18 protein-coding genes, 1 tRNA gene and 1 pseudogene are annotated in these 16,711 nt (G+C 67.9%); 3 read left to right on the top strand and 17 right to left on the bottom strand.

Going from position 1 to position 16,711, the window contains the following annotated elements:
* Positions 1–23 precede the first annotated feature (23 nt).
* Positions 24–569: pseudogene (locus tag ACW178_RS05335) on the top strand (c-type cytochrome); the annotation flags it as partial.
* A gap of 91 nt (positions 570–660) precedes the next feature.
* Here ACW178_RS05335 and ACW178_RS05330 read toward each other — a convergent pair.
* Both ACW178_RS05330 and ACW178_RS05325 read right to left on the bottom strand, forming a co-directional pair.
* Positions 661–1,380, bottom strand: coding sequence for a cytochrome b (locus ACW178_RS05330; protein WP_287105607.1), 720 nt, complete (start codon positions 1,378–1,380; stop codon positions 661–663).
* Entirely contained in the window at positions 1,377–2,123 is a 747-nt protein-coding gene (locus tag ACW178_RS05325; RefSeq protein ID WP_287105606.1) for a cytochrome c oxidase assembly protein, read from the bottom strand. The genes ACW178_RS05330 and ACW178_RS05325 overlap by 4 nt, the downstream gene beginning before the upstream one ends.
* Positions 2,124–2,265: 142 nt before the next feature.
* Here ACW178_RS05325 and ku point away from each other — a divergent pair, with 142 nt between their 5' ends.
* Positions 2,266–3,111 (top strand): non-homologous end joining protein Ku, encoded by an 846-nt coding sequence (gene ku, locus ACW178_RS05320; protein WP_287105605.1) that lies wholly within the window; start codon positions 2,266–2,268, stop codon positions 3,109–3,111.
* 140 nt (positions 3,112–3,251) lie between these two features.
* Here ku and ligD read toward each other — a convergent pair whose 3' ends face one another.
* From ligD to ACW178_RS05295, 5 genes are all read right to left on the bottom strand, one after another.
* The gene (ligD, locus tag ACW178_RS05315) at positions 3,252–5,810 is read right to left on the bottom strand and encodes a DNA ligase D (protein WP_287105603.1); all 2,559 of its coding nucleotides are present in this window, start codon (positions 5,808–5,810) and stop codon (positions 3,252–3,254) included.
* Between the two features lie 82 nt (positions 5,811–5,892).
* A complete protein-coding gene (locus ACW178_RS05310; RefSeq protein ID WP_054764773.1) occupies positions 5,893–6,162 on the bottom strand; it encodes a hypothetical protein in 270 nt (89 codons plus the stop codon).
* Positions 6,143–6,655 carry a chemotaxis protein CheW gene (locus ACW178_RS05305; RefSeq protein ID WP_492025048.1) on the bottom strand — a complete coding sequence of 171 codons (513 nt, stop codon included), beginning with the start codon at positions 6,653–6,655 and terminating at the stop codon, positions 6,143–6,145. Before ACW178_RS05305 ends, ACW178_RS05310 begins: the two co-directional genes overlap by 20 nt.
* Positions 6,656–6,660: 5 nt before the next feature.
* Positions 6,661–8,172, bottom strand: a complete 1,512-nt coding sequence (locus tag ACW178_RS05300; protein WP_492024930.1) for a methyl-accepting chemotaxis protein — start codon at positions 8,170–8,172, stop codon at positions 6,661–6,663.
* A protein-coding gene (locus ACW178_RS05295) for an IS5 family transposase (RefSeq protein ID WP_112862666.1) occupies positions 8,169–8,926 on the bottom strand; the annotation gives its coding sequence in 2 pieces (ribosomal slippage) (positions 8,169–8,605 and positions 8,605–8,926; 759 coding nt in all). The genes ACW178_RS05300 and ACW178_RS05295 overlap by 4 nt, the downstream gene beginning before the upstream one ends.
* Before the next feature lie 217 nt (positions 8,927–9,143).
* Here ACW178_RS05295 and ACW178_RS05290 point away from each other — a divergent pair.
* The gene (locus ACW178_RS05290; protein ID WP_492024929.1) at positions 9,144–10,898 is read left to right on the top strand and encodes a methyl-accepting chemotaxis protein; all 1,755 of its coding nucleotides are present in this window, start codon (positions 9,144–9,146) and stop codon (positions 10,896–10,898) included.
* 78 nt (positions 10,899–10,976) lie between these two features.
* Here the strand turns inward: ACW178_RS05290 and ACW178_RS05285 are convergent, their stop codons facing one another.
* The 10 genes from ACW178_RS05285 to ACW178_RS05240 form a co-directional block, all read right to left on the bottom strand.
* Positions 10,977–11,588, bottom strand: a complete 612-nt coding sequence (locus tag ACW178_RS05285; protein WP_191555155.1) for a MarR family winged helix-turn-helix transcriptional regulator — start codon at positions 11,586–11,588, stop codon at positions 10,977–10,979.
* Between the two features lie 95 nt (positions 11,589–11,683).
* Positions 11,684–11,760, bottom strand: a tRNA-Arg gene (locus tag ACW178_RS05280).
* 215 nt (positions 11,761–11,975) lie between these two features.
* A complete protein-coding gene (locus ACW178_RS05275) occupies positions 11,976–12,473 on the bottom strand; it encodes a hypothetical protein (RefSeq protein WP_183217819.1) in 498 nt (165 codons plus the stop codon).
* Entirely contained in the window at positions 12,470–13,063 is a 594-nt protein-coding gene (locus tag ACW178_RS05270) for a response regulator (protein WP_152949524.1), read from the bottom strand. Before ACW178_RS05270 ends, ACW178_RS05275 begins: the two co-directional genes overlap by 4 nt.
* A gap of 4 nt (positions 13,064–13,067) precedes the next feature.
* Entirely contained in the window at positions 13,068–13,409 is a 342-nt protein-coding gene (locus ACW178_RS05265; RefSeq protein WP_054764763.1) for a DUF8776 family protein, read from the bottom strand.
* Entirely contained in the window at positions 13,409–13,954 is a 546-nt protein-coding gene (locus ACW178_RS05260; protein WP_054764762.1) for a chemotaxis protein CheD, read from the bottom strand. Before ACW178_RS05260 ends, ACW178_RS05265 begins: the two co-directional genes overlap by 1 nt.
* Positions 13,951–14,340: a response regulator gene (locus ACW178_RS05255; protein WP_054764761.1), complete on the bottom strand. Its 390-nt coding sequence runs from the start codon at positions 14,338–14,340 to the stop codon at positions 13,951–13,953. Before ACW178_RS05255 ends, ACW178_RS05260 begins: the two co-directional genes overlap by 4 nt.
* 17 nt (positions 14,341–14,357) lie before the next feature.
* On the bottom strand, positions 14,358–15,398 hold the full coding sequence (locus tag ACW178_RS05250) for a protein-glutamate methylesterase/protein-glutamine glutaminase (RefSeq protein WP_152949523.1): 1,041 nt from the start codon (positions 15,396–15,398) through the stop codon (positions 14,358–14,360).
* Positions 15,398–16,258: a CheR family methyltransferase gene (locus ACW178_RS05245; RefSeq protein ID WP_054764759.1), complete on the bottom strand. Its 861-nt coding sequence runs from the start codon at positions 16,256–16,258 to the stop codon at positions 15,398–15,400. The genes ACW178_RS05250 and ACW178_RS05245 overlap by 1 nt, the downstream gene beginning before the upstream one ends.
* Entirely contained in the window at positions 16,255–16,710 is a 456-nt protein-coding gene (locus tag ACW178_RS05240) for a chemotaxis protein CheW (RefSeq protein ID WP_054764758.1), read from the bottom strand. Before ACW178_RS05240 ends, ACW178_RS05245 begins: the two co-directional genes overlap by 4 nt.
* Position 16,711 lies beyond the last annotated feature (1 nt).

Here is a 16,711-nt window from a genome sequence, read left to right as displayed (position 1 = left end):
CGAGGAAGTTCCCCGGCTGCGACATGGCGTCTCCGTCGGGCGGCGCCTTCGGAACCGGGGCCGTAGGCGGGGGTTGGATGCAGGTGCGCGCGCCCCTTGCCCCTCTGATGCTCCTGATGCTGCTGGCCGGATGCGAGGCGGCGGCGACCGACACCGACCGCGTTCTCTCGGCGAATGGCGAAGTCATCGCCCTCAGCGGCGGCGCCGGCGGTGCGGCCAACGCCTGTTTCACCTGTCACGGCCTGGACGGCGGCGGCGACGGCGCGGCCGCGCCCCGACTGGCGGGCCTGGACATCGGCTATCTGCAGAAACAGATGGAGGACTACGCCTCGGGCCTCAGGGCCGACGACCAGATGACGCGCATCGCCAAGGCCTTGGATCAGAGAAGCCGACGCGAGGTGGCGGCCTATTACGCCGCCCTGCCGATCCCGCCGACGGAACGGAACGCCGCCGCCCCTGCGCCGTCGGTCTATCTGAGAGGCGATCCTGCGCGCGGCGTGGTGGCCTGCGCCGCCTGTCACGGCTTGAACGGCGAAGGAACCGGCCTGGGCGGCAATCCTCAGATCGCGGGTCAGCCCTACCCCTATCTGGTCGAACAGATGGAGCGGTGGAAGTCGGGCGAACGCCGCAACGATCCGCGCGGCGTCATGGCCGCCGCCGTCAAACCGCTTTCGGACCCAGAAGTCCGCGCCATAGGGCTTTGGCTGTCCGCGCAACCTGCTTCTCCAGCGCCCGCCAGCGCCTCTGCCACCGGGTCCGCTTCCGTCGACGCAGCGGCACGACCGGCAGCATCGCGTGAAACACGTCGTCCCGATCGATCAGATGGTGCTTGAGGGCGGCTCCGGCGTGGATGGGGATCATCAGCAGCAGGGTGACGACCAGGCCCCAATGCATCCATTCCGCCGCCGCCTCGATCGCCCATAGCTGACTGTTGGACAGGTCCTGGAACGGCAGCAGGGGCCAGGGGATGAAGCCCAGCGTCTCCAGTTCGCGCGTCCGGTCCGTCGCCGAGATCATGGCCCAGCCCGACAGGGGCAGGCCGAACAGGCAGATGTAGAAGACATAGTGGGTGACGTGGGCGGCCCAGCTCTCCCACCCCGGCTTGTCCGCATCATTGATCAGGTCCGGCGCCATCAGCCGCCAGGACAGCCGTCCGATCACCAGGATCAGCATCAGGACGCCCACGGCGAAATGCAGATCATAGGCGGCCAGCATCTGACCGCCGACCGGCTGACGCCCCATCCACCAGCCCCAGCCCAGCTGAAAGATCACCAGGGCGGCCATGACCCAGTGAAACAGGATGCCGACCGGCGAATAGCGGCCCTGGTCATGGTGGCCCGCCGCCCATTCCAACAGTTGGGTGAAGAGCTTTTCGATCACGCCGGACGCACCCCGGCTTCGGCGGGAAGATCCGGCCCCAGCATCCGGCCCAGCCGCCACAGGGCCGCCAGCAGATAGAGGCCCGCCGCCGGAGCCCACATGATCAGCCCCGCCGCCTGCTGGTCCTCCAGCGGGGTCAGGCCCCAGGCCAGGGTCGTATAGGCGTGGGGCGCATAGACGGCCTGGCCGGCGAAGGTCAGGACCGCGCCCAAGAGCCCCATCGCCAGCATGGCCGCCAACAGGCCGACCACCGCCGCAGGCGCGCTGGCCGCCCGCGCCGCCGCCCAGAACCAGACGGCGGAGGCCAGAAGGCTGAGCTGCATGATCCAATAGACCAGGTCGCTGGACAGGGCGGCGCCATAGGCGGCGGGCGCATGCCACACCCACAGCACCGCCGCCTGGACGAAGGTCGCCAGGGCCAGAGACCCGTATCGCCGTCGCGGCGCCATCTCGGCCAGCAGGGGCGCCGCCACGGCGACCAGCAGGACGTGGTGCACGGTCCGGGCCGAAAACAGGGCGGAGCTGAGGGCGCACAGGGGCGAGACGAAGCTGACGCCCAGCACCGCCATGGCGGCTAGGCCCAAGCCCCGCGACCGGCCGCGCGTCCGCATCAGGATCAGGGCCGTCGCCCCGGCCATGACCAGAAGCAGCACGGGGTCCAGATTCCAGCGCCAGTCGCCGGCGGCGGGCGCGGGGCCGCAATAGGGCGCCCAGCCCGAAACGGGGGTCGGGGTCGGGTTCATCGGTATGGTCTGGTCGGCCGCATGCGCCCCGCCCTTGCTGCAAGCTTCACATCGGAAAGGTGCGACAGGCCGCCCGGTTCCGCGCGGAAACGGTCGCAGGCCTGCGGCGTTAGGTCACCGAACCGGAGGCGAGGAGACGATCATGGCCGCAAGACCCACCTGGCAGGGGCATTTGAAACTGTCGCTGGTGACCTGTCCGGTCGCCCTCTACACCGCCACCGCCTCCAATGCTCACGTCAGCTTCCACCTGATCAATCCCGAGACCAACAACCGCATCCGCATGGTGCCGACCGACCCCGACACCGGCCCGATCGAACGGTCGGATCTGGTCAAGGGCTATGAGGTGGCCAAGGACGAATATGTCCTGTTCGACGACGCCGACTTCGACAAGGTCAAGCTGGAGACCACCCGAACCATCTGTATCGAAAGCTTCGTGGACGAGGACGAGATCGACCGCCTGTACTGGGACGACCCCTTCTATGTCGTGCCCGAAAAGGGCGTGGGGGCCGAGGCCTTCGCCGTGATCCGCGACGCGATGAAGTCGGCGGGCAAGATCGCGATTGGGACCCTGGTCCTGCGCGGGCGGGAACGGCAGCTGGCCCTGGAGGTGCGCGGCAAGGGGCTGGTGGCCTATTCCCTGCGGGCGCATGACGAGGTGCGGCCCGCCGAGGACTATTTCGACGACATTCCCTCGGTCAAGGCGGACAAGGACATGGTCGAGATCGCCAGCCGGATCATCGCCCAGAAGGAGACGGACTTCGACCCGACCGACTTCAAGGACCGCTATGACGAGGCCCTGCGCGAGATGGTCAAGGCCAAGCAGAAGGGCGGCAAGTCGGTGGTCGAGGCGCCCGAGCCCGACGACACCAATGTGATCGACCTGATGGAGGCTCTGCGCAACAGCCTCAAGGGCTCCGCGACCAGCGCCAAGCCGAAGAAAAAGGCCCCCGCCAAGAAAAAGCCGGCGACGCGCAAGACGGCGGCGTGATGGGGCGGGGTTATAGTGATTAGTGCTGGTGATTAGTTCTAGTGAGCAAGAGGTGGGCTGGGCGCAGACACTCCCACTGCTCATGCCTTACTCACTAGCACTAGCACTAATCACCAGCACTACGCACCAGAACCGCCCCTCTAAAGCCCCATCGCCTTCAGCACGGGCCGCAAGCTGACCTCTCCGGCCCGGAAATCCTTCCACGGATCGGACTTCTTCAGCAGGGCCGGGGCGTCGTGAAGGGTGAAGGCCCGGGGATCCAGGCCCGCCTTGACCTGGCCCCAGGACAGGGGAAAGGCGATGCCTGCGCCCGGCCGCGCCCGCACAGACCAGGGCGCCACCGCCGTCGCCATCCGGCCGTTCCTCAGATAGTCGATGAAGATCTTTCCGCCGCGCGCCTTCTTGGCCAGGGTGGTGGTGAACCGGTCGGGATCGGCGCGTCGCACCTCTTCGGCCACGGCCTTGGCGAAGGCCTTGCATCGGTCCCATTCGATCCGGCTGCGGCCGTCCGAGCGGATCGGAACCACGACATGCAGCCCCTTGCCGCCGGTCGTCTTGACGAAGGGGTTCAGCCCCTTGGCCTCCAGCGTTTTTCGCACCGTCTTGGCCGCCGCGATGACCGCTTCGAAGTCCAGACCCGCGTCGGGATCGAGGTCGAAGGTGACCTGTTCGGGCGTCTCCGGATCGCCGGGCCGACAGCCCCACGGGTGCAGCTCAAGCCCGCCCGACTGGGCCACCGCGACCAGCCCCCCGACATCGACCACGGCGACATAGGGTTTGCGCTCATGCACGTCGATCAGCTTCAGCCGCGGGTTCGAGCCCGGCATGGCGTGGCGCTGGAAGAAGGTCTCGCCCTCGATCCCGTCGGGCGCGCGGATGATCGACACCGGCCGGTCGGCGACATGGGGCAGGATCCGTTCGGCCGCCTGTTCATAGTAGCGGGCCAGGTCCGTCTTGGTGATGGCCGGCCGCCCCCCGACGGCGGGCCACAGAACCTTGTCCGGGCTGGACAGGGTGACGCCGGCGACGACCACCTTGTCCTTGCCCGTTCGGCGCGGCGCGGGCGCGGCCTTCTCCGCCTTTTTCGGCCCAGGCGATTGCGGCTTATCGACCACCTCCTGAGCCCGCTTGTCCTCGCGCAGCCCCTTGAAGGCCGCATGGCGCAGGGAGCCGCCTTCGGTCAGACCGCCGTGTTCCAGCTCGGCCACCAGCACCGGGCGCACCCAGTGAATGTCCTTGCCGCCGCGCGGCGCCCCCTTGCCGACGAAGGGCGAGGCCTCGGCCGCCGCCCCCTTCAAGGCCGGCAGCAGGGTCTTCAGCAGGGGGGCGGAATAGCCGGTCCCGACCCGGCCGAGGTAGCGCAGCCCCCCCTCCTCCTCCGCCACGCCGACCAGCAGGGAGCGAAAGCGCGTTCCGCCCTCCGACGACCAGCCGCCGATGACGACCTCGTCCCTGCCCCGGCATTTGGACTTGACCCAGGTCGAGGACCGGCCCGGCTGATAGGGGGCGTTCAGCGTCTTGGAGATCACCCCCTCCAGATCCATTCGGCAGGCGCTGTCCAGAACCGCCTGGCCGGTGGAGGCGAAGTGATCGACATAGCGCACCCTCCCCCGCGCCTTGGCCGGGATCCGGTCGATCAGGGCCTGGAGCCGCGCCTTCCGGTGCGACAGCGGCAGGGCCGTCAGATCGTCCCGCCCTTCCTTCAGCAGGTCGAAGGCGAAATAGACCAGGTCCTGGGTCTTTCCGTCGGCTATGGCGGCCTGAAGGGCGGAAAAGTCCGGCGTATGGTCCTCGGTCAGGGCGCACAGTTCGCCGTCCACCACCCCGTCGGGCCACTGGGCCGCATCGGCCGCCAGTTCGGGAAAGCGGTCGGTCCAGTCATGGCCCCGACGGGTGTAGAGCCGCGCGCGGCCGCCGCCGACGGCGATCTGGATGCGATAGCCGTCGAACTTGATCTCATGCACCCAGCCGGCCCCGCCGGGCGGATGGTCCGCCACCTTGCACAGTTGGATCGGCTGGAAGGCGGGCGGCTGGGCCAGGTCGGCTTCGCGCGGCTTGGCCTTCGGCGGCTTGGGGCCCTTGCGCGCCACGGGGCGAGAGGCGGTCCATTGGGTCTTGCCCTCTGCGATCTCGGCCAGGCTCCGGCCGCTGGCGACGGAGGCGTCGATCTCCATATTGGCGTCGCCCTCGCCGGGCACGGCCGCCTCGTCCTTCTCCTTGATCAGCAGCCAGTTGTTGCGTTTGGACGGCTTGCCGCGATCGGACTTCAGCCGCACCAGGGCCCAGCCGCCGCTCAGCCGCTCGCCGTGCAGGATCATCTTCAGCGAGCCGCGCTTCAGCGCCGCCTCTATGTCGGGCTCCTGCGGCTCCCATTCGCCGCGGTCCCACAGTTGGACGGTCCCGGCGCCGTAGTTGCCGGACGGAATGGTCCCCTCGAACGTCCCATAGGCCAGGGGGTGGTCCTCCACCTCCACCGCCAGTCGTTTGACCGCCGGATCGCGCGACGGCGCCTTGGTGACGGCCCAGGACTTCAGGACCCCGTCATGTTCGATGCGGAAGTCGTAATGCAGCCGGGTCGCCGCATGGCGCTGGATCAGATAGGTCAGCCGGCCCTTGCGTCCGGCCTTGGTCTTTCCGGCCGGTTCGGGGGTGCGGGTGAAGTCGCGCTTGGCCCGATAGGCTTCCAATCCGTTCGCCATGTCCCCGCCTCGCCCGTCTTCGTCCCTGGTCGGACGACAACGTGCATGGGGCGAATTCGATCACCCGGCTCTCCGGCGACCGTCAGACGGTTTCGTTGGCCGAAGCGGCGGCTTGCAAGGCGCCCCATCCCGACAGAAGAAGGACGCAGACGTCGTCGGCCCAGGGCGCGCCCTCTTCAGACACCGACAGGGCCATCTGAAGCAGGGCCGAGACCATGCCGGCCCTGTCGCAGCCGTCCGGCATGACAGGGCTCAGATCGCGCTCATCGACCTCATCGGCCAGCCAGGCCGCCACGCCGTACGGGGGCCAGGAGGCGTCTGCGGCCGGGATCTCAAGCTGCGGCGATCGCATCGAAAGCCTCGTCGGCGGGACGGCTGCGGTCCGGCGGCAGCAGATTGTCCAGGTCCAGCAGGCTGAGCATGGCGCCGTCCACCGCGAAGATTCCGGCGACGACCCCACCCTGGCCATGGCCCATGTCCGGCGTCGCCTGGCGGTCGGCGTCGTCCAGTTGGACGATGTCGGACACTCCCTCGACCAGCAGGCCCACGGTCCGCCCGCCGCAGTTGGCGACCATGATGGCGTGACGCGCTGAGGGTTCAGTCGTCGGCAGGCCCAGGCGCGCGGCCAGGTCGATGATCGGCAGGACGCTGCCGCGCAGATTGACCACCCCCTTCATATAATGGGGCGACTGGGGCACGGGCGTCGCGGGGGTCCAGCCCCGGATCTCCAGCACCGAGGTGATGTCGATGCAGAAGGCTTGGTCCCCGACCCCGAAGCCGACCATCTCACGACGGCCGGAGCCGGCGCGGTTGACGGAAAAGGCGTCGGTTTGAGTATGCGCCATGGACATCAGAAAGCCTCCCATTCGGAGTGAACGGCGGCCTGTCGGCCTCCGCCCGCGGCGAGTTTCAGTCGGGGCGCAGGGCGGTCGGCCGCGAAGGCGGCGATCCGGCCATGGGCCTCTTGCAGCGGCGCAGGTCGGCTGGAGCCGCCGTCCGGGCTGGTGGTGAACCGGCCGACCAGCTGGGCCAGTTCGGCGGCCTCGCGGCTCAGCGCCACGCTGGCGGCCGTCGACTCCTCGACCATGGCCGCATTCTGCTGGGTCACCTGGTCCATTTCATTGACGGCGGTGTTGACCTCGGCCAGGCCGACCGCCTGTTCCTGGGTCGATCCGCGAATCTCGCTCATCAGCTGAGTGACTTCGACGATCCGGCCGGCGATGCCGGTCAGGGCCTCGCCGGTTTCACGCACAAGGACGACGCCGGATTTGACCTGGGCGCCGCTGGCGGAGATCAGGGTCTTGATCTCCTTGGCCGAGTCCGCCGACCGCTGAGCCAGGGCCCGCACCTCTGAGGCCACGACCGCAAAGCCCCGCCCGGCCTCGCCGGCGCGCGCCGCCTCAACTCCGGCGTTAAGCGCCAGAAGGTTGGTCTGGAAGGCGATCTCGTCGATGACGCCGATAATCTGACTGATCTGGTCGGACGAGCGTTCGATCTCGCCCATGGCGTCCACCGCCCGTTGGACCACGGCGCCGCCCGTTTCGGCCTGGGCGCGGGTCTGGCTGACCACCTTGTCGGCCTCCTGGGCGTTCTCGGCCGTCCGGCGGACGGTGGCCGTAATCTGATCCAGGGCGGCCGCCGTCTCTTCCAGGCTGGCCGCCTGACGTTCAGTGCGACGGGACAGATCTTCGGCCGCTGAACTGATTTCCTTGGCGCCGGACTGCATGGTCTCGGCGTTGCCGCCGATGACGGCGATCGCCTGGTCCAGCGCCGCCATGGCGCGGTTGAAGTTCTCGCGCAGAGCGGCGTACTCGCCCGGAAAATCCTCTTCGATCCGATAGGACAGATCGCCCGAGGCCATGGCCGACAGGCCCTGGCCCGTATTTCGCACCACCATGGCCTGAACGGCCGCCGCCTGACGATCAGCCTCGGCGCGGCGTTCGCGCTCCTCTTCGACGGCGGTGACGTCAATGGCGAACTTGACCACCTTATAGGGCTTGCCGTTGACGTCGAAGATCGGATTGTACGACGCCTCGATCACCGCCCGCTTGCCGTTCTTGCCGTAACGGACGAACTTGTCGGCGACGAATTCCCCGGCGTTCAGACGTTTCCAGAACTCGGCATAGGCCGGCGAGCCGGCCTCGGCCGGATCGACGAACATCCGGTGATGCCGGCCTTTGATCTCGGACAGTTCATAGCCGAGCACCGCAAGGAAGTTGGCGTTGGCGTCGAGCACCACGCCGTCGAGATCGAACTCGATCACCGCCTGAGACAAATGAACGGCCGCGACGACGGCGCGAAGCTCCAATAGCTCCTCGCTTTCCGCCTGTGGTCGATTGAACAGCTTAGGCTCAGGACTCATAGCCAGAACAGCACTGTGGCGGCGAGGGCTATGGCGGACAGGAAGACGGTCGGGCAGCGATCGTAGCGAGTGGCGACCCGTCGCCAGTCTTTCAGGCGGCCAAACATGATTTCGATCCGGTTTCGCCGCTTGTAGCGTCGCTTGTCGTAGCGGATGGGTTCGGTCCGGGATTTGCGGCCAGGGATGCACGGCGTGATCCCCCTGGCCTGCAAGGCGTCCCGGAACCAGTCGGCGTCGTAGCCCCGGTCCCCCAGCAGCCACTGGGCGCGGGGCAGACTGTCCACGAGAGCGGCAGCGCCGATGTAGTCGCTGACCTGACCCGCTGTCATGAAGAGGCTGATGGGCCTTCCGTTGACGTCTGTCACGGCGTGAAGCTTGGTGTTCATGCCGCCTTTCGTGCGTCCGATCAGCCGCCCGAGGCCCCCTTTTTTACCGCGAGGCTCGAAGCCGTGCGGTGCGCCTTCAGATAGGTCGCGTCGATCATGACAGTCCGACGTTCGGTCTGGGCGCCGGACAGGCCCTCCATCATCCGGACGAAGACGCCCGCCTCGCTCCACCGCTTCCAGCGATTGTAGAGCGTCTTGTGCGGCCCATAGGCCGACGGCGCATCCCGCCAGCGCAGGCCGTTGCGGTTGACGAAGATGATCCCGCTCAATACCCGGCGGTCGTCAACGCGCGGCTTGCCGTGGCTCTTGGGGAAGAAGGGCTCCAGCCGAGCCATCTGCTCGTCCGTCAGCCAATACAGGTCGCTCATATCCAGACTCCTCAGGAGCCTGAATCAGATCGCACGCCTCACTTCAATGGGTCCTGAGCCTAGTATCCCCGAAAAGCACAGCGATGTTGGGTTCAGATAAACATTCCGTACACTTTCCAGTAATGAGTGAGCACTAACGCTGCAGCCAAAGGGCGCCTCAACGCCCGCAGCATCGAGAGCGGATATGTGGGCCAAGGGGAAAAAGCCGGCGAGCGGCATGCTGGAAACGGCTGTAGAGGCTCTTCGCACCAACATCATGTTGGCCGACAAGGACCTGAACATCACCTATCTGAACCCGGCGGTTCGCAATCTTCTGCAAGAGGCGGAAGCCGAGCTACGGTCAGACCTGCCCAACTTCAGCGTTGATCGGCTGGTCGGCTCCAACATCGACGTCTTCCACAAGAACCCGGCCCACCAGCGGCGGATGCTGGCGACTTTGAGCGAACCCCATTCGGCCACCATCCGGGTCGGGGGTCGCGCCTTCGACCTGTTGGTCACGCCGCTGAAACAGGGCGGCAAGGCCGCCGGTTTCGTCGTGGAATGGGCGGACGCCCGCTATCGGCTCGCCAGCGAGGACTATGCGGCCCAGATCGAGGCCATCGGCCGATCTCAGGCCATGATCGAATTCACCCTGGACGGGACCATCGTCAACGCCAACCGCCTGTTCCTGGACGCCATGGGCTATCAGTTAGAAGAGATCGTCGGGCGCAAGCACGCCATCTTCGCCGAGCCGGCCTATCGCGACAGTCCTGAGTACAGCCAGTTCTGGGCCGCCCTGTCGTCCGGCCAGTTCCAGTCCGGCGAGTTCCGGGGCGTCCGCAAGGACGGCGGGGCCGTCATCATCCAGGGCTCCTACAACCCCATCGTCAATCCGGACGGCAAGGTGGCCAAGGTGGTCAAGGTCGCCGTGGACGTGACCCGTAGAGTCGAGGCGGTGGAACAGATCGGCGACGCCCTGACCGCCCTGGCCCAGGGCGACCTGGAGCGCCGCATCACCACGGCCTTCATCCCGGAACTGGACAAGCTGAGAACCGACTTCAACGCGGCCGTCGACGCCTTGCAGGCGACGATGAAAAGCGTCGGCGAGACGGCGGGCGCCATCCGTTCCGGCGCCGACGAGATCGGCGTGGCCTCCGACGACCTGTCGCGCCGCACCGAACAGCAGGCCGCCAGTCTGGAGGAGACCGCCGCGGCTCTGGATCAGCTGACCGCCACCGTCCAACGCAGCGCCGCCAACGCCCAGCAGGCCGCGACCGTCGCCGCCGGGGCGCGCGGCGACGCCGAACGGTCCGGCGCCGTCATGGAAGAAGCGATCGGCGCCATGGCCGAGATCGAGCGCTCCTCTGGCGAAATCAACCAGATCATCGGCGTCATCGACGAAATCGCCTTCCAGACCAATCTTCTGGCCCTGAACGCCGGGGTCGAGGCGGCGCGCGCGGGCGAGGCCGGCCGCGGCTTTGCGGTCGTGGCGTCTGAGGTCCGAGCCCTGGCCCAGCGGTCGGCTGAGGCGGCGAAAGAGATCAAGGGCCTGATCGCCGGCAGCACCAGTCAGGTGGGCAAGGGGGTGAAACTGGTCGGCGAAACCAGCCAGGCCCTGGCCGTCATCGTGGACCGGGTCGCCGAGATCGACGGCCTGATCACCGAAATCGCCACCTCGGCGCGCGAACAGTCGACCGGCCTGGCCGAGGTCAACACCGCCGTGAACCAGATGGACCAGGTCACCCAGCAGAATGCGGCGATGGTGGAGGAGTCGACAGCCGCCTCCCATTCGCTTCGCCAGGAGACCGAGAACCTCGCCTCGATGATCGGGCGGTTCCGCCTGGGCGCCGGATCAAACTTGCTCGCCGCCGCCCCGCTCGCCGCCGCTCGCCCCGCCTCGCCGCCCCGTCCCGCGCCGGTGAAGCTGGCCGCCGTCGCCGGCCGTCAGACCGCCGCCGCCCAGAGCGTCGAGGCGGACTGGGAAGAGTTCTAGAACCCGATCGTTCGGCCGGCGCCGCGCAGCGGTTCCGGCCAAAGCGTCAGTCAAGCGCTCGCTTGGATTTTCAGCCGATCAGGCCCTGGGACCGGACGCAGCGGGCGGGCGTCGACGCGGGGCGGGCTTGAGCTTGCGCCCCTCCTGCTCAGACAGCCGTTCGACCGCCGCGCCGATCTTTTCGAGCGTTCTCTGGGTCACGGCCAAGTCTTCGGCGCCGACAGACTCGAGAATCTGCTCCTGAACGCAGGACAGGCACTTAGACCAGACGTCATGGGCCGACCGTCCCTCGGCGGTGATCTGCAATAGATGCGCCCGTCGGTCGCCGATCAGGGTCTGACGGCTCACCAACCCCGCCGACAGCAGGGCGGCCGTGCGGGTGGACATGACCGCCTCTGACACAGCCAAAAGGTCGGCGGCCTCGCGCTGGGTCAGGCCGGCAGGCCGGTTCTGCAACAGCGTCAGCACGGCCAACTGGCCGACGCCGAAGCCGGCTTCGGCCAAAACCTCGTCCAGGTGGGCGGCCCACCGCCGCGCCAGGATCGCAACCGTCAGCCCCAGGGTGTTGCCGGCGTCGCCCTTGCCGCCGTGGCCGCAGTTCGCGTCCGGGCGGTGACCTGCGCAGGTCGCAGGATCGCCACAGCCGAGGGGTCGATCTTCTGGCGCGGCGAGTCGGGCGCCGTCGTGCATGTCAGGTTTCCTCCTAGCCTGACAGTTTCACCCAAAGACCCTGCACGCAATAAGGATTTTCCCGAGTGGGCGGGGTATGTAATCGTCAACAGACATGGCGACCCCGGCAGGACTCCAACCTGCGACCTCGGCTTTAGGAAAGCCTTGCTCTATGCAGCTGAGCTACGGGGCCCGCAGGGGTGAACTAGCGGGTCGGGGCGGAGGGGGGAAGACGGTGGGTGCGGCGAACTGCATTTTCTTGGCCGCGTGGTCGGCGCCGCCCGAACTCGATTGTGGTTAATCTGTCTTAAGATACAATATCTTGGGGTGAACAAAGGCTGAATCGGCGCGAGTCCGCGATTCGGTCCTGATTCGTTTCGTCCCTGTTCCGCCGGCTGCGGATCGCGCTTAACCGGGCGCGGGCGTGCGGTCCACGACGGCGCGCAGACCGGCCAGCAGGGTCGAATTGGCGTCCGAGGCGCCGCCCCCCTCGCCCAGGATCAGCGACAGGGCGTGGACATGGACGTCGATCGAGGGCCAGGACCAGGCCTCGGCCGCCGACATCCGGCTGACGACCTCGCACAGGCTGTAGGCGGCCTCATAGAAGGCGGGCATGTCGAGAAAGCCCGCCGTATCCACCAGGACGGAGGCGATGGCGTAGAGCTCGGCCTCCGGGGCGGCGGGCCGACCGGCGCAGAAGGCCGCCAAGGCCTGGACCTTGTCCTGGATCACCCGCAGGGTTTCCTCCCGGCGCCCCTCCAGTCCCTGTTCGGCGGCGGCGACGGCGGCCTCGATATCTATGCCGCCGGGGCGCGCCATCTGCCGCTGAAGCGAGGTGGTGATGTCGCGAATCCGCACGGCGGGCTTTGAGACATCCTGAGAAACGGCTTTGGAGGCGGCGGTCACAGGTTCACCTTCATCGGCTTCAACAGCATGTCGATATCGTCCTGGTTCATGTTTTCGCCGACCGCCTCGCCGACCTCGCCCGACAGGTCGGTGCTGCGGCGGCCATCCTCGCCGGGCGGCGGGCCGTAGTTGTGGACGCGCCGATCCGGCCCGACATAGTTTTCGGCCTCGATGAACTGGCGCTTCTGGGCGCCCAGCCAGACGATGCGGCGCAGGAGGACCGACGGCGTCAGGGGTTTGGCGACGATGAAGCTGGCGCCGCAGTCGCGGCCGCGCGCGACTCGCGCCTGGGCGGCGTGGCCCAGGATCATGATCACGGGTGTGAAACGGGCCGGCTCGGGCGCCTCGCGCCTCAGCCAGGTGACGAAGTCGTAGCCGTCCATCTCCGGCATGGCGCAATCGACCAGGATCAGGTCCACCGCCCGACGACGCAGCAGTTCGACCGCCTCCTTGGCGGACGGACATTTCAGCTGTTCGCGCACTCCGAACCCCTGGACGATCGAGCTGAGCAGATCCAGCGACGTCGGCTGGTCATCGACCAGCAGCAGGGTGGAATGCGCCAGATTGACCTTATCGGGCGCCTTGGTCACGGCGTTAGAATAGGGTCAAATCGCCCGAATCGGGCGGAGCCGAGACCTTGACGCCGGCGGCGGGCCGCAGCCGCACCGCCATGTCGGCCAGGGAGATGCGGCTGACGGACTCGGCCGGGGTGGCCCCGTCGCCCAGCATACGCAGGACGCCGGACAGGGCCTCCAGACGCTGGGTCAGGGCGTCCAGGGCCTGGGCCTCGGTCAGGGCCTCGGCCCGATCCTCGGCAGGGGCGCGGCGCACCAGACGGCTGACCAGGGCCTCGACATGGTCGATCCCCTCGCGCACCCGTGTCAGCTCGTCGGCGACGGCGACCAGCAGTTCGGCGTGTTCGGGAGGGGCGTGCATCAGAACAGCTCCAGGGCGCCGGTATCGACCGGAGGCGGGGCGACGGGCGCGGGCCGCGGCGCCACAGTGTCGGTCACGGCGCGTTGCAGAGCCTTGCCGGTCACGGGCCAGTAGTGGACCCGGCGCCCGCCGTCTCCGCGCAGGCTGCCGCCGACGACCGGAATGCCTTCGTCACGCAGGAATTTCTCGGCGAAATCGGCGTTGGAGCGACCCACGTCGCGCAGGGAGTCGAACATGCGGCCGCCGCCGAACAGCTTGGCCTCCAGCCGATCGCGCCGGCCGCCCGCCTTCAGCACGTCGTTGATCAGCAGTTCCATGGCGTAGGCGCCGTAGCGGCGGCCCGCGTCGGTGCCGGCGCCGGACCCTTCGGGCAGCAGGAAGTGGTTCATGCCGCCCACCCCGGCGACCGGATCGCGCAGACACATGGCGACGCAGGAGCCCAGAATGGTGCTGAGCACCACATTGGGATCGCGTGTGACATGGTGTTCGCCCTGTCCGACGTGCAGACGCTTTTCTTGCGTGTCCTTCAGGGCGGAAAAGGTCATGTCAGGGCGCCGAAGACGGCTTCCATCTTGCCCTTCAGCTGGGCCACGGTGAAAGGCTTAACCAGGTAATTGTTGACGCCGAACTGGACCGCGCGCTGGACCAGCTCGCGATCTGCCCGACCCGTCAGCATGATGAAGGCGGTCTTGGAGGTCGGGGGGTGGGCGCGCACGGCGCGCAGCAGGCCCAGGCCGTCCAGATTGGGCATGTTGTAGTCGGAGATGATCAGATGGGCCGGCTTGGCGATGATGTCGCGCAGGGCGATTTCGCCGTCGGCGGCTTCGCGGATCTCGCGCACGCCGAGCTGTTGCAGGCTGGTGCGGACCAGCGAGCGCATCGTCATCTGATCGTCGACGACCAGGCAGTGAAGTGAGGCGGCGGCGGGCATGAGTAAGGCTCCCGGGATCAGGCGACGGACCGTGCGGCCGGATCGGCGCACAGATCAAGGATGGCTGGGGCCAGGCGGTGCAGCGGCAGTTGCCGCTCCACAGCGCCCAGTTCGAAGGCGGCCTTGGGCATGCCATAGACGACCGAGGTGGTTTCGTCCTGACCCAGGGTGCGGCCGCCCGCATCGCGGATGGCCTTCAGCCCCTTGGCGCCGTCCTTGCCCATGCCGGTCAGGATCACGCCGGTCATGGGCCGTTTCAGACGGACGACGGAATCGAACATCACGTCCACAGACGGACGGTGGCCGTTGACGGGTTCGCTGTTCACCAGGCGGCAGCGCGGCGACAGGCCCGGCGTCAGCTCCAGGTGCGCGGCGCCGCCGGGCGCCAGATAGATGTGGCCGGGCTTCAGCGGCGCGCCGTCCACGGCCTCGCTGACCGCCGGGGCGCAGACCCGGTCCAGGCGCGCCGCGAAGCTGGAGGTGAAGGTCGCCGGCATGTGCTGGGTGATGACCGTCGCCGGGCAGTTGGCGGGAAAGCCGCTCAAGACCGTCAGCAGGGCCTCGACCCCGCCGGTGGAGGAGCCGATGGCCAGGACGTGATTGGGCGCGGGGCGATAGGCGCTGGGGGCGGCGGCGGCGGCGGGCACGTCGCCGCGGGCGCGAACCCGCGACCGGGCCGCCGTCTTCACCTTGCCGATCAGTTCGTGGAAGGCCTCGGCGCTGGCCACGGCCGGCTTGGCGACCGCGTCCACCGCCCCGATCTCCAGCGCCGCCAGGGTCACGTCCGTGCCCGCTGCGGTCAGGGTCGAGACCATCACCACCGGCATGGGGCGCAGCCGCATGATCTTATCCAGGAACTCCAGCCCGTTCATATTGGGCATTTCGACGTCCAGCGTGAGGACGTCGGGATTCAGCTCCTTGATGGCCGTGCGGGCCTCCAGCGGATCGGCGGCGGTGCCGACGACTTCGATTTCGGGGTCCGACTTCAGGGCGGCCGAGATCAGGCCGCGCATGGTCAGGCTGTCGTCCACGATCAGGACTTTGACGCGATCGGCCATCAGGCGGCTCCCAGGCGGTAGGTGGTCAGGCCGGCGGTCTGCAGCTGGCGGCTCGCCGGGCCGGACACGCGCTCGGAATGACCGATGTAGAGGGTGGCGCCGGGGTTCATCAGCGGGGTGAACCGGCTCCAGATCCGCTCCTGCGTCGGATCGTCGAAATAGATGACCACGTTGCGGCAGAAGATGACGTCGAACCGGCCCTTCATCGGCCAGTCGCCGATCAGGTTCAGTTCGCGGAAGGTGACCAGCCGCTTCAGCTGCGGCCCCGCCACCCAGTTTCCACGGTCCGCGCGGTTGAAATATTTGCGCCACAGGGTCGCCGGCGCCGGCTCCAGCGCCTCTTCGGAATAGACCCCGTCATAGCCCTGGGCCACCATATTGGGGTCGATGTCGGTCGCCAGGATGCGCACGTCCAGGTCCGCCGCCTCGGGCAGGACCGACAGCACCGTCAGGGCCATCGAATAGGGCTCCTGCCCGTTCGAACAGGCGGCCGACCACAGCCGCACCCGGCCCCCGGCGCGGGCGCGCGCGGCCAGGTCGGGCATGACGCGGTCGCGCAGATCGTCGAAATGATGCGGCTCGCGATAGAAGCGGGTGACGTTGGTCGTCAGGGCCGCCGTCATCTTCTGACGCTCGTCCACGCCGTCGGCGCCCTCGACCAGGGCGCAATAGTCCCGGAAGCTGGTCAGGCCCAGGGTCCGCAGCCGTTTGGCCAGGCGCGAATAGACCAGCGCGGCCTTGCCCTCGTTCAGGGCGATGCCGGCGTGGGCATGCAGCATCTGGGCGATTTGACGGAAGTCGTCGGCGGTGAAGACGAACTCGCCTTCGACGATCGACCCCCGTCCCGGGGCGGGGTTCATGCGGCTTCGGCCTCGACCTGGGGCAGGATGTGGTCCAGTTCGATCAGGCTGATCATCCGCCCGTCGATCGAGAAGATGCCTTTGACGAAGGTCTTGACCTGGTCGCTGGCGACGTCGGGCGTCGGCTGAACCGCGGCGTCGTTCATCTCCAGAATGTCGGACACGGCGTCGACCAGCAGCCCCACCATGCGGCCGCCGATATGGGCCACCATGATGACGTGGCGGGCGGTCGGCTCGGACGTCTCAAGCCCGAACCGGGCGCCCAGGTCGATGATCGGCAGGACGGTGCCGCGCAGATTGATCACCCCCTTCATATAGCCGGGCGAGCGCGGCAGGGGGGTTGCGGGCGTCCAGCCGCGGATTTCGCGCACCGACATGATGTCGACGCAGAATTCCTGCCGGCCGATGCGGAAGGCGATGAGTTCGCGCTGGGTGTCGTTGGCTTCTGTCATG

The sequence above is a fragment of the Brevundimonas sp. AVps4 genome (genome assembly GCF_058681525.1).
Note: the sequence above shows the minus strand (reverse complement) of the source record. Positions and strands in the feature narration are given on the sequence as shown.